6 protein-coding genes are annotated in these 13,474 nt (G+C 71.5%); 5 read left to right on the top strand and 1 reads right to left on the bottom strand.

Going from position 1 to position 13,474, the window contains the following annotated elements:
* Nucleotides 1–121 precede the first annotated feature (121 nt).
* The 5 genes from RISW2_RS25520 (at nt 122) to RISW2_RS23680 (ending at nt 10,171) form a co-directional block, all read left to right on the top strand.
* Nucleotides 122–1,597 carry a calcium-binding protein gene (locus tag RISW2_RS25520; RefSeq protein ID WP_043774426.1) on the top strand — a complete coding sequence of 492 codons (1,476 nt, stop codon included), beginning with the start codon at nt 122–124 and terminating at the stop codon, nt 1,595–1,597.
* Between the two features lie 57 nt (nt 1,598–1,654).
* Entirely contained in the window at nt 1,655–2,602 is a 948-nt protein-coding gene (locus RISW2_RS20220) for a glycosyltransferase family 2 protein (RefSeq protein ID WP_043774424.1), read from the top strand.
* 4 nt (nt 2,603–2,606) lie between these two features.
* A complete protein-coding gene (locus RISW2_RS20215; RefSeq protein ID WP_051492201.1) occupies nt 2,607–4,676 on the top strand; it encodes a glycosyltransferase family A protein in 2,070 nt (689 codons plus the stop codon).
* 176 nt (nt 4,677–4,852) lie between these two features.
* Nucleotides 4,853–8,512 (top strand): calcium-binding protein, encoded by a 3,660-nt coding sequence (locus RISW2_RS20210; RefSeq protein ID WP_043774421.1) that lies wholly within the window; start codon nt 4,853–4,855, stop codon nt 8,510–8,512.
* A gap of 171 nt (nt 8,513–8,683) precedes the next feature.
* On the top strand, nt 8,684–10,171 hold the full coding sequence (locus RISW2_RS23680) for a calcium-binding protein (protein WP_051492200.1): 1,488 nt from the start codon (nt 8,684–8,686) through the stop codon (nt 10,169–10,171).
* Nucleotides 10,172–10,196: 25 nt separating this feature from the next.
* On the opposite strand, the gene RISW2_RS25705 is transcribed toward RISW2_RS23680, so the two are convergent.
* On the bottom strand, nt 10,197–13,202 hold the full coding sequence (locus RISW2_RS25705; RefSeq protein ID WP_051492199.1) for a calcium-binding protein: 3,006 nt from the start codon (nt 13,200–13,202) through the stop codon (nt 10,197–10,199).
* Between the last annotated feature and the right edge of the window lie 272 nt (nt 13,203–13,474).

Raw genomic sequence — 13,474 nt, 5'->3', positions numbered from 1 at the left:
ATCGCCCGGATTTTCCGAAAGCCCGGGGAAAGCGCCGTCCGGCGGCCCGGATTCGTCCCCTCCCGCGCCCGCGCGATCCGCCATTCCGGCCGTCCGTATCCCGCAACCCGGAAGACCCGCGATGGACGTGCTGGCGCTTCGCTCCCTCCTGCCCGACCGGCAGGATTTCGATCTCTCGATGATCTCGGTGCTGGCGCCGCTGCCGGGCGGTTCGGCCGTGCTGGCGGCTGCCGGCGCCAGCGGCGTGGCGCGGGCGCTGCACCTTGCCCAAGACGCACCGGTGCGCGCCGGCGCGCCGTCCGAGATCCTCGGCGCCGCGCCCGATGCCGGGGACGCGGCGCGGCTCGGCACGCGGGCGGTGCTGGCGGCGGTCGACCGCCTGTCCGATCGCGTGACGCTGCAGACCCTGTCGGCGGCAGGCGATCCCGGCGCGCCGGCAGTGCTGCGCACGCAGGCGGGCGTCGAGGTAGCGCTGCACCGGGTGGTCTTCTTCGAGGCGGAGGGCGCCCACTGGCTCGCGGGCGCGGCGGCCGGGGGCAGCGGGCTCGCGCTCTACCGGCTGCGCGACGACCTGCGGGCCACCGAGGCCGACCGCGTGGACGACGGCGTGAAGAGCCTCCTGCACGGCATCTCGGACCTCGCCGCCGTCGAGACGGGAGGGCGGACCTGGGTCGTCGCCGCCTCGAGCCTCGAGGACGGGCTCAGCGTCTACCGTCTCGATGCCGGCGGAACCCTCGTCTTCAGCGACGCGCTCGGCGCCAAGGACGGGCTCTGGGTCTCGGGGCTTGAGGCGGTGGCGCCGGTCACGGTGGCGGGCGTGACCTTCCTGCTCTGCGCCTCCGCGGGCAGCGGCACGCTCGCGTCGGTGCGGCTCAACGACCGCGGCGTGTTCTTCGTCGAGGACATCGTGACCGACGACCGCAGCACGCGGTTCGCGGGGGCCGCCGCGCTCGACGCGGTCGAGGTGGCAGGCCGCGGCCTTGCCGTCGTCGCGGGCACCGACGGGGGCGTCGCGCTCTTCGAGGTCCTGCCCGGCGGGCGGCTCTGGCACCACCAGAGCCTCGCGCAGGACGCGGGCTGGGACATCGGCCCGGTGCTTGCCGTGGCCATGGTGGTGACGGGGGACGAGTTGCAGATCCTCGTCACGGGCAGCCGGGCAGGGGGCGTGGCGCAGCTCGTGCTGCCCCTCGGCGACCTGGGCCACCGCCGCACGGGCGGCGACGGGGACGACACGCTCGCCGGCGCCGAACGCGACGACATGCTCGTGGGCGGGGCTGGGAACGACCGGCTGTCCGGCGGCGGGGGCGACGACACGCTGTTCGCCGGGATCGGGGCCGACACGCTCGCGGGGGGTGCCGGGGCGGACGTCTTCGTGTTCGACGCCAACGGACGGCGCGACATCGTGCGCGATTTCGAGCCGGGGATCGACCGGATCGACCTCGGCGGCTGGGGCCTCGTCCACGACATCTCGGCCCTCGCCATCTCGGCGCGGCCCGACGGCGCGCTGATCGAATGGCAGGGCGAGAGCCTGCAGGTGATCTCCGGCGCCGGCGCCCTGCCCGCCACCGCCTGGAGCGCCGACGATTTCCTGTTCTGAGGCCGCCTCGGCGTGGCGGGGCTTTCCGGCTCCCGCAGGCCCGTATAGACCGGCCACATGCACGATCCCGGCCGTCCCGTCCTCGCCATCCTGCTGGCCACCCGCAACGGGGCCGACATGCTCGGCGCCCAGCTCGACAGCTTCGTCGCGCAGAGCCGGCCGCCCGACCTCGTGATGGTCAGCGACGACGGCTCGACCGACGGCACCCGCGCGGTGGTGCAGGCCTTTGCCGCCGCCCATCCCGAGATCCGGGTGGACCTGCGCGAGGGCCCCTGCAGGGGCGCCTCAGAGAACTTCCTCAGCCTGCTGCGCGCGGTGCCCGAGGAGGTCGACATCGTCGCCTTCTCGGACCAGGACGACGTCTGGGTGGCCGACAAGCTGGCCCGCGGCATCGCCGCGCTCGCCCGCGCCGGCCGCGAGGACCCGGGTCGCCCGGCGCTCTATTGCGGCTGTACCTGGGAATGCGACCAGGCGCTCCGCCGCAAGCGCCGGTCGCGCCGGCCGCGCCGCGCCATCGGGTTCCGCCACGCGCTCGTGCAGAACATCGCCGGCGGCAACACGATGATGCTCGACCGCGCGGGGCTCGAGCTTGCCCGCGGGGCGAGCCGCGAGACCGGCGCGATCGTGGTGCACGACTGGTGGCTCTACCAGATCGTCGCCGGAGCCGGGGGCCGGGTGATCTTCGACCCCGAGCCGGTGCTCTACTACCGCCAGCACCCCAACAACCTGATCGGCGCCAACCGCGGCCCGCGGGCCAAGCTGCGCCGGCTGCGCCACATGCTGGCGGGAGGGTTCCGCGACTGGAACACGGTCAACATCCGCGCACTGACCGCCTCCGCGCACCGGCTCACGCCCGAGAACCGGGCGGTGCTCGAACGCTTCGCCCGTGACCGCGCAGCCCCGCTCACGGCACGGCTCACGATGCTGCACGAGACCGGCGTCTACCGCCAGGGGATCGAGGGCACGCTGTCGCTCTGGGCGGCGGCGCTCATCGGGCGGCTCTGAGCCGATGTCCGAGGATGCCGACGCCGAGCTGATCGAGGGCGCGGGGGCGGATCTCTTCGATCCGGCCTGGTACCGCGCGCGCCATCCGGACGTGGCATGGGCCGGGACCTCCCCGGCGCGCCACTACCTGCGGCTCGGCGCGGCTCTCGGGCGCGATCCGGGACCGGGCTTCGAGACCCGCTTCTACCTCGCGGCCTATCCCGACGTGGCGGCGGCGGGCCGGAACCCGCTCGTGCACTACCTGCGGAGCGGCCGGGCCGAGGGGCGCGCGCCTACTGCCTGGCGGCATGCCCTGGCACCGGCCCTGCCACGTCTCGCGGGCATCCTCGAGCACCTCCAGGAGCTGGGTTTCGACGCCGCGCCGCTCGCGGAGCTCGAACGGCTGGCGGCGGAGGACACGAGCCCGGCGCTGCGCGCCCGCGCCGCCGAGGAGCGGATGCTCTGGGCCCTGCGCGGCGGCACGGCGGAGGCCGCCCGTGAGGCGCTCGGCTGGCTGCGGGCGGCGCGGCGCGGCGGGCGCGACCTCGTCGCGCGGGGGCACCTTGCGGTTGCCGAGATGCTCGCGCGGCACCTGGCCGGCGCCCCGGCCGAGGAGGTGGCGGCAGCTTACGCGGTGGCCGTGACGCTCGGCGCGGATGGCGCCGAGACCGACCTCGTGCGCGGCAATACCGAGGCCGACCCTGCGGCGCGCCTCGCCTGGATCAACCGGGCGCTCGCCCGGTTCGCGCTGCCGCCGCTTGCCCTTGAGCCGGGGCCGGGACCCGCGTTCGACAGGTTGCGCGCGGCCGCGACGCCCGCGCCGGTGCCGGAGGGGCCGCTCGTCACGGTCCTCGTCGCCGCGCACGACGCCGAGGCGACGCTCGCCACCGCACTTGCCTCGCTCTCGGCGCAGAGCTGGCGTGCGCTCGAGATCCTCGTGATCGACGACGCGAGTGCCGACGGCACAGCCCGCATCGCCGAAGCGGCGGCGGCCGGCGACCCGCGGATCCGGCTCATCCGCCAGCCCGTGAACCGCGGCGCCTATGCCGCGCGCAATCGCGGCCTCGCCGAGGCGCGCGGGGCCTACGTCACATTGCACGATGCCGATGACTGGGCGCACCCGCTGCGGATCGCGGCACAGGCTGCCCATCTTGAGGCGCACCCCGATCAGGTCGCCTGCCTCGGCCAGCAGGCGCGGCTGCGCGGCGACCTCTCCGCGCTGCGCTGGACCGGGCATGCCCGGACGATCTTCGAGAACACCGCCTCGCTGATGATCCGCCGCGCGCCGCTTCTCGACCGGCTCGGCGGCTGGGACGAGGTACGCGTCTCGGCCGACAACGAGCTCATCCGCCGTGCCGGGCGGGTCTTCGGTCCGGAGGCGGTGGCACGGCTCGCGACCGGGCCCGCGACGCTGCAGCGCGACCGGCCGGGATCGGCGGTGGGGGACCCCGTGCTCGGCATCGCGGGGTTCCTCTACGGCGCCCGGCGCGAATATCGCGGCGCGCAGGCGCTCCACCACGAGACCGCCGCCGAGTTGCGCTACGACCCCGCGGCGCGCGCGCGGCCCTTTCCGGCGCCCGCGCGGATGCAGCTTGTGCCGCCGCGGACCCCTCTGCGCGCGGGGATCATCCTCGCAGGGGACCTGCGCGTGGGCGGGCAGGGCGCGGCGGCGCTCGCGGTGCGGGCGGCCGGGGCGCGCTTGCATGGCTGGGGCATCGCCGAGATTCACCGCTACGCGCCCGGTGCCGGTGCGACGATGGACGGCGCCGTCCGCCGCGCGATCCACGCCGCGGGCTGGCCGGTCTTCACCCATGGCGATCACGTGGCCTGCGACCGCCTGATCCTCTGGGATCCGGCCGTGCTCGCCCATCCCCAGCGCTACCTGCCCCGGATCGAGGCCGCCCGGATCGAGATCGTCGCCGACGCCGCGAGCACGATTTCCGATCCCGAAACCTGCCGCGCGACGATCGCCCGCTTCGCCACAGGCCCGGTCCGCTGGTGCGCCGCCGATCCCGCGGGGCGCGCCGCACTCGCGGCCGCGGGCTGCGAGGCCGGAGCGTGGCAGGTCCCCGAAGATGTCCCGGGCGCGGGATGACGTTGCGGCATCGAAGGCACAACCTGCGGCATTCCCGGAAGAATGTCGCCCTCTGCCATGGAATTGCCGTGCGGGCGTGTTGAAAGATCGGGTGTGAACGCTTGGGGCGCGGGTAACTTGGCCTTCACGACCCGGGACTAACCCGGGCAAGGCAGCGGACAATCGGGAACGGGTTTATGGCGAACATCACGGGGGATGCCGGCAACAACATGCTGGCGGGCACGAACGACAACGATCTGCTCGACGGGCTGGGTGGCAACGACACCCTGAACGGGCAGGCCGGCATCGACACGTTGAATGGCGGCGCCGGCAACGACGTCCTCGTCGGCGGCCCGGGCACGGACACGCTGAACGGTGGCTCCGGCGACGACCAGATACTCTACTACCGCGAACCCGGCGCCCTCGGCGTCTTCGTGGACCTGGGCGCAGGCACGGCCACCGACCGCAGCGGCGCCCGCGACCGGCTCCTGTCGATCGAGCGGGTCTACGGCTCGGATGTGAACGACACGTTGAACGGCAGCGATGCCACCGGCGATTTCCTCTTCGGGCGCGGCGGCAACGACGGGATCTCGGGGCGGGGCGGCAGCGACACGCTGATCGGCAACGACGGCGACGACACGCTGGCCGGCGGCGCCGGCGAGGACCATCTCGCCTACTATCTCGAGAATGGCTCGCGGGGCGTCGTGGTCGATCTCGGCGCCGGCACCGCCACCGATACCTGGGGCGATACCGACCGGCTGTCGGGCTTCGAGCGGCTCTACGGCACCGACCGCGCGGACGTGCTGACCGGCAGCGCGCTTGGCGAGTACCTGTTCGGCCGCGACGGCAACGACACCATCACCGGCGCCGGCGGCGACGACACCATGGTCGGCGATGCGGGCAACGACACGCTGCGCGGCGGCACCGGCCTCGACCTCGTGTCCTACGATCTGGAGGCCGGCACGCGCGGCGTCGTCGTGGACATGGCCTCGGGTCGGGCGACTGACACCTTCGGCGACACCGACCTGTTGAACTCGGTCGAATATGTCATCGGTTCGCGCTACGGAGACAGCATCCTCGGCACCAATGCCGACGGCGACCGCATCTTCGGCGGCGACGGTGACGACACGATCGACGGCCGCGACGGCGACAACCTGATCCTGACCGGCAACGGCAACGACGTGATCCGTGTCGGCACCACCACCCGCGACGCCCGTGACACCGTCGTGATCGAAGGTACCGGCACCAAGACCATCACCGGCTTCGGGTCGGCGGGCACCGAGTACGGCCACCACCTCCTGTTCCGCACGAACTCGGCCGTGACCGTGAACCTCGCCACCGGGATCGCCACCGCCGAGGGCATGCGCACCGACTTCAGCGCGGCCCTGCACTTCCTCGAGGTGGGCGGATCGGCCTTCGACGACGTCCTGATCGGCGGCAACCCGCGCCACGACTACCTCGAATGGTTCAACGGCAACCAGGGCAACGACACGATCGACGGCGGATCGGGCATCCACAACACCGTCATCTACGATCCCGAGGTTCGGCTCGGCTATCCCAATCCCGCGACCGGACAACGGGAATTCGGTACCCAAGGGGTCGATGTCGACCTCGCCGCGGGGCGGGCAACCGACAGTTTCGGCGACACCGACACGCTGATCCGCATCAACGACGTGCGTGCGACGATCCTCGACGACACGCTGCGCGGCGATGCCGGCATCAACTTCTTCTGGGCACTCAAGGGGGCCGACACGATCGATGGCCGTGGCGGGTCGGACGCCGTGTTCTACGGAGAGGACTACCTCACGGGCGGCACCTCGGGGATCGTCGCCGATCTTGCAGCGGGCACCATCGTCGACGGGCATGGCGACACCGACCGCGTGACGAATGTCGAGGAGGTCTACGGCACGGGCTATGCCGACGCCATCCGCGGCAATGCCGCCGACAACCGGCTGCAGGGCTACAACGGCAACGACACGCTCGCCGGCCGCGCCGGTAGCGACACGCTCCTCGGCGGGAACGGCAACGACGCCATCGACGGCGGCGCCGAGGACGACGAGATCTGGGGCGAGCGCGGCAACGACACGCTGAACGGGGGCGAGGGCTTCGACCTCGTGCGCTACCGTTTCGACACCGGATCGGTGACCGTCGACCTGGGCGCCGGGACCGCCACCGACGGCTTCGGCGATACCGACCGTCTGATCTCGATCGAACGGGTGCACGGCTCGGAATTCGGTGACCGGCTCACCGGGGACGCGGGCGACAACCGCATCTTCGGCTTCGGCGGCGACGACACGCTGGTGGGCGGCGGCGGCGGTGACATCCTCCTCGGCGGAACCGGCCATGACGTGATCACCGGCAGCGACGGCGACGACGAGCTCTGGGGCGAACAGGGCGCCGACACGATCAACGGATCGGGCGGCATCGACGAGTTGCGCTACCGCAACTCGGAAGCCGGCGTGGTGGTTGACCTGGTCACCGGCATCGCCCGCGACGGCTTTGGCACCTTCGACCGGCTCTCGGGCATCGAGTACGTGGGGGGCTCGGACCATGGCGACGCGATCCGCGGCAATGACGATTCCAACCGACTCCTGGGCTATGCCGGGGCCGACACGCTGATCGGCGGTGGCGGCGAGGACATCCTGTCCGGCGGCACCGGTGGCGACACCTACATCTTCCACGCTGGTGACATGCGGGACTCCGTCAACGATCTCGGCGCGACGACGGGGGGGGACGACCGGGTCGTCTTCGCTAACTACCTGGCCGAGAACGCCCGCATCACCACCCAGAACGTGCCCGCGAACAGCGTGGCCTTCGTCTTCGTCGGCACCAACGACGTGGTGGTGCTGGTCAACGCGCTCGCCGCGGGTCAGGCCGGCACGATCGAGGAGTTCGAGTTCGCTGACGGCACCGTGTGGAGCCATGCGCAGATGGTGGCCAATATCGGTCAGCTCGGGGTCGAGGGGGCACCGACGGGAGCCGGCGCCAGCCCGCTCGTCACTGCCGCCGAGGTGACCGAACCCGAGCCGACGCCGCCGCCGGTGGTGCCGCAGCCGCCCGACGACACGCCGCCGCAGCCACCCGAGAATCCGATCGATCCCGAACCCGAACCCGAGATGCCGGGGGCCGAGCTCGCGCTCGAGGGCACGGCCGGGGCGGACACGCTCGAGGGCGCCGAGGGCAACGACACCCTGCGCGGGCTCGACGGGCCGGACGTGCTGCGCGGGAACGCCGGCGACGATCTGATCGAGGGCGGCGATGGCGCCGACACGCTGAACGGCGCGGAGGGCAACGACACGATCATGGGCGGCGCAACCGCGGCGGACCTGCGCGACGTGATCTATGCCGGCGCCGGGAACGATTCTGTCGAGGGCGGCCACGGCAACGACCTGCTGAACGGCGGCACGGGCAACGACACGCTCGCCGGCGGCTTCGGCGCCGACGAGGTGATCGGCAACGAGGGTGACGACGTGCTCACGGGTTCGGCCTTCTCCGACCTGCTCTTCGGCAACGACGGCATGGACTTCATCAACGGCGGCTTCGGCTCGGACCGGGTGAACGGCGGGGCAGGGGCGGACACGTTCTACCACCTGGGCGTCGCGGGACACGGATCGGACTGGATCCAGGACTTCTCCGATGCCGAGGGAGATGTGCTGTTCTACGGTGGCGCCGGAGCGACGCGCAGCCAGTTCCAGGTGAACGTCGCCACGACCGAGGGGGCCGGCGCGGCGGGGATCGACGAGGCCTTCGTCATCCACCGCCCCACTGGCCAGATCCTCTGGGCCTTGGTGGACGGGGCCGGCGAGGACAGCCTGATGCTGCAGATCGGGGACACGACCTACGATCTCCTGACCTGATTCTCGCGCATCCCGCTTCCGGCTGGCCGGAGGCGGGATGCGGCGACTGCCGGAATTCCGAAGCACATCGGGCGAGTGCGCATGAAAAACATCTCTTGACGGTTGTCTTCCCGTTCGCGGACAGTCTCTGGGAAAATTCCCACGAGATATTGCGACCGAAAGGATTTAGAGATGGCCGATCCCGCGCTTTTCACGTCCGTTGCGGACAATTCCCTGCTGGCCTTCGGGGAGACGCTCGTTCCCCGGGGCGATGACAACCGTGGCGGGCCCTACGACATCACGGACATCTTCGAGGAGGGCTTTCTGTTCGGGAACCAGCGGGTCTCGGCGATCCGCGTCGGCACGAACGGCGAAGTCTTTTTCCCAGATTACTACAACGGGAGCGTCTCTATCTTCGGTACCGATCTCGATGCCCGCATCCCGCGAGGCGGATTTCCCGAGGGGCTCGAGGGGTCGGGCGTCTATATCGATCTCGATACCGAGCGCGACTCCGTGATCGTGACCTGGAACGAGGTCGGGTTCTATTTCGAGGACTATTCCAACCCGGTCACCTTCCAGCTCGAGATCCTCGATCTGGGAGAAGGCGATTCCGAACTCGTCTTCCGCTATGTCGATACGGATGGAAGCTGGATTCCCTACGGATTTTCCATCAACCAGCAATGGCCGAACTTCGTCAATCTCGGCGACATCCTGAGGCCGATCGGCCGCGAGCTCGACAGCACGGCGGGCAATACCGGTGTCGAGGGCGTCTGGCAGTTCCGCCTGATCGACGGCCAGTTCCAGCCCGAGGATCTGATCGGTGATCCGGTCATCGGAACGGATGGGGACGACGCGATCTTCGGCGGTGCGCTTGGCGACAGTATCCTCGGTGGAAACGGCAACGACACGCTTTCCGGCGCAGGCCGCGACGACATCCTCGCCGGCGGCAACCAGAGCGACCTCATCGCCGGGAATTTCGGCAACGACTCGCTCTATGGTGGGTCGGGCAACGACACGATCTTCGGGGGGCCGGGGCGTGATGAGATCCAGGGAGGCATCGGCAATGACGTGGTGCGCCCCGGACAGGACGCCGACACCGTCTATGCCGGCGCGGGGAACGACACCGTCCTCGGCAGCAACCAAGACTGGGGCGACGGTGGCGATGTCCTGAACGGGATGGAGGGCGACGACGTCCTGAACGGTGGCCGCGGCCGCGACACGATCGCAGGGCAATCGGGCAACGACATGCTGAACGGCGGCTTCGACGACGACACGCTCTTCGGCGGCGAAGGGGACGATTTCCTCTACGGTGGCGAGGCGCAGGGCTACGGACCCACCCTCGACGTGATCTATGGCGGGGCGGGGGCCGACCGGTTCTTCGTCGATCCCGGTTCCCAGAACGTGACCGCCGTGGTGCGCGACTACAATCACGCCGACGGCGACGCGCTGGTCTATGACGGCACGGACGTGACGCGGGACGACTTCGTGCTCGATGTCCAGCGGGTGATCGGCGCCGACGGTCCGATCGTGCTCGATATCGACGTGATCCGGCTCTACGAGGGCGGCTACCGTCAGACCGTCTTCACGCTGACGCAGCCCGTCTCGAACGACTTCGTGCTGCTGCGCCTGCCGGTCCCCGAGCCCGGCTCGGGCGACGAGATCCTGTTCGATCTCGGCTGACCCGGGCCGGTTCGGAGGGCGACCGTCAGGCCATGAGGTCGTAGACCTGCCCGCCCAGCATCAGGTCGATGCTGTCCTCGGCCGCGCCGTCGACCACCGCCCAGAGCACCTGGCCGGTCGGGCGGTAGATGACGAAGGCCTCGGCGACGTCCGCGTCGCCGGCGCCGTCGGTCTCGGCGTAGTTCAGCTGGAACTGGTCGGCCCGGGCATTGCCGCCGAAGAACAGCACGTCCTCCTCGGCGGCGCTGTAATCCTGCACCCAGTCCGTGCCGTGCCCCTCGACGCCCAGGTGAAAGAAGCGGTCGGCGCCGTCGCCGCCGTTCACCCGGTCGAAGCCGAAGCCGCCGTTGATGAAGTCCATGCCGTCGCCGCCGAAGAGCACGTCCGCCAGCGCCTGGCCGGAGAGCACGTCGTCACCCTCGTTGCCGGCCAGGGTGTCGGCGCCGTCGCCGCCGGTCAGGCTGTCGCCGCCCGCGCCGCCGTAGACGAGGTCGTTCCCGGCCCCGGCCATCACCGTGTCGGCGCCGTTCCCGGCATAGACCGTGTCCGACAGGTCGGCCCCGGTCGTGCCGCCGACGATCATGTCGTCACCGTCGCCGCCGTTCAGCGTGTCCGCCCCGTCGCCGCCGAAGAGCATGTCGTCGCCGCCCATGCCGAGGATGCGGTCGCTGCCCGCTCCGCCGATCAGCGTGTTGCCGCTCGCATCGCCGAAGAACACGTCGTCGCCCGGCCCGCCGATCACGTCCTGGTCCGCGCCGAACGCGGTGTCGCGCAGGTCGGTTGTGCCGCCGTCGACGCCGAGCACGCCGTTGCCGAGGCCGCCGTTCTCGGCGGTGTTGCCGAGGAGCGACGAGCCGCCGCCGACGAACAGCGCGCCGCCGTTGTTGAACAGCGCGCCGCCGCCGTTCGAGGGATCGGCGCCCAACGCGGCGTTGCCGGTCAGGTCGGTGCCGTTCACCGTCATGGTGCCGGTGGCCGAGTTCCACAGCCCGCCGCCCTCGGCGGAGGCGGTGTTGTCGAAGACGAGCGAGTTCGCGATCTCGGTGGTGGCCGCGCCGGTCACGTGCAGCGCGCCGCCATTGCCCGGCGCGGGGCCGGTGCTGTTGCCCGACAGGGTCGAGCCGGTCACGCTCAGCATGCCGTTGATCACCTCGATGCCGCCGCCGGCGCGCATCGCCGTGCCGCCCATGAGGGCCGAATCCGCGACGGTCACGCTGCCATCGGTCGAGAACAGGTTGCCGCCCGATCCCGCCGCGCCCGAGGCGACGTTGCCCGACAGGGTGGCGTTGCGCAGCGCGAGCGTGCCGCCGTTGTTGAACACGCCGCCGCCGCCATTGTCCGCCGCCTCGCCGGTGGCGGTGTTCATCGACACCACCGTGCCATCGATCTCCATCGTGCCGGTGGCCGAGTTCCACAGCCCGCCGCCCTCGGCAGAGGCCGCGTTCATGGTGAACGCACCGCCGAGGATGCTGACCGCGGCCGCGCCGGTGACGTGCAGGCCGCCGCCATTGCCCGGCGCGGGGCCGGTCTCGTTCGCCGTGACCATGACGTCGGTCATCCCGAGGTCGCCATCGATCAGCTCGATCCCGCCGCCGGCGCGGGTCGCGGTGTTGAGGCTGAACTCGCCGCCGGTCACGGTCACCGCGCCGCCGACCGAGAAGAGGCCGCCGCCCGATCCCGCGGCGCCGGTGGCGTCGTTGCCGGAGACGATGGCATCCGTCAGCGACAGCGCGCCGCCGTCGTTGAACACGCCGCCGCCGCCATTGGTCGCGTCGGCTCCGGCGGCGGAGTTGTCGCCGATCCGGGTGCCCTCGACGGTCATCGTGCCGGTGGCCGAGTTCCACAGCGCCCCGCCCTCGGAGGCGGCGGTGTTCTGCAGGAACCGCCCGCCCGAGATGTCGACATTCGCCGCGCCGGTCACGTGCAGGCCGCCGCCATTGCCCGGGCCGTCGCCGGTCGCGTTGGCGATCACGTCGGTCCCGCTCATGGACAGGCTGCCCTCGATGATTTCGATGCCGCCGCCGGCGCGCACCGCCGTGCCGTCCGAGATGGTCGTGTCGGACACCGTGACGTCGCCGTCCGTGCTCATCAGGTTGCCGCCCGAGCCTGCCGTGCCGGTGGCAGTGTTGCCCGAGAGCGTCGCGCCCGAGACCACGAGCGTGCCGCCGTTGTTGAAGATGCCGCCGCCGCCATTGCTGGCCTCGTCGCCGGCCGCGCTGTTGTCGCGCACCAACGTGCCGGTCACCGTCATGGTGGCGCCCGCGTTGTTCCACAGCCCGCCGCCTTCGGAGGAGGCGGTGTTGTCCGCCACGGTGCCGCCGGTGATGGTCACGTCGGCGGCGCCGGTCACGTGCAGCGCGCCGCCATTGCCCGGCGCGGGGCCGGTGGCGTTGCCGGTCATGTCGGTGTCGGTGATGGTCACCGTGCCGGTGCCGACCTCGACGCCGCCGCCGGCGCGGTTCGCGGTGCCGTCGGCGATGATGCTGTCGGTGATGGTGGTGGTGCCGGCCGCGGCGAAAACGTTGCCGCCCGAGCCCGCCGCACCGGTGGCGGTGTTGCCCGAGAGCGTCGTCTCCGAGATCGTGACCGTGCCGCCCTCGTTGAAGACGCCGCCGCCGCCCTCGGTCGCGGCGTCGCCGGTGGCGGTGTTGCCGGTGATCTCGGAGTTCAGGATCGTGGCCTCGGCCCCGGCGGCCACGTGGATGCCGGCGCCCGAGGTGGCGACGCCGCCGGTGATGCCGAGGCTGTCGAAAATGGTCGCGCCGTCGGCGACCATGAAGACGCCGGACACGCCGCCGCCCGAGACGGTGATGTCGGAGGGGCCGTCGGCATCCACGTCGCCCATGATCGCGATGTCGCTCATGGTGGTGAGCGCCCCCTGGGACAGGGTGATCGTGCCCGAGAGCCCGTCCGCGAAGGTGATCATGTCCGCGCCCTCGGCCGCGTCGGCCATCGCCAGCGCCTCGCGCAGCGTCGTCTCCTGGTCAGACGGGTCGGTGTCCGCGAGCGTCGTGACAGTGAAGGTCGCCATGGTCGATTATCCTCCTGATGACCGCCCCGGCCCGGCCCCTCCCCCCGCGGGCGGCCCCGGATCCGTGAGCACGTTCGCGGAAGCCACGCGCGCGGGCGCGGTCGGGTTTCGCGGCGTCCGCGAGAAATTGCCCAGAGGGGGTCTCAGGCCAGGAGGTCGTAGCTCGCGCCCCCGATCTGCAGCATCAGGCTGTCCTCGCCCGCGCCGTCGACCAGCGCCCAGAGGATCTGTCCCGTCGGGCGATAGATGACGAAGGCCTCGTCGACACCCGC

This window comes from Roseivivax isoporae LMG 25204, from assembly GCF_000521865.1.
GTDB lineage: Bacteria > Pseudomonadota > Alphaproteobacteria > Rhodobacterales > Rhodobacteraceae > Roseivivax > Roseivivax isoporae.
This window is presented reverse-complemented; position numbering and strand designations above follow the sequence as displayed.

Excerpts from the sequence above, each read along its gene's own strand:
- RISW2_RS25520 (WP_043774426.1), top strand. The coding sequence starts at position 122 with ATGGACGTGCTGGCGCTTCGCTCCCTCCTGCCCGACCGGCAGGATTTC.
- RISW2_RS20220 (WP_043774424.1), top strand. The coding sequence starts at position 1,655 with ATGCACGATCCCGGCCGTCCCGTCCTCGCCATCCTGCTGGCCACCCGC.
- RISW2_RS20215 (WP_051492201.1), top strand. The coding sequence starts at position 2,607 with ATGTCCGAGGATGCCGACGCCGAGCTGATCGAGGGCGCGGGGGCGGAT.
- RISW2_RS20210 (WP_043774421.1), top strand. The coding sequence starts at position 4,853 with ATGGCGAACATCACGGGGGATGCCGGCAACAACATGCTGGCGGGCACG.
- RISW2_RS23680 (WP_051492200.1), top strand. The coding sequence starts at position 8,684 with ATGGCCGATCCCGCGCTTTTCACGTCCGTTGCGGACAATTCCCTGCTG.
- RISW2_RS25705 (WP_051492199.1), bottom strand. The coding sequence starts at position 13,202 with ATGGCGACCTTCACTGTCACGACGCTCGCGGACACCGACCCGTCTGAC.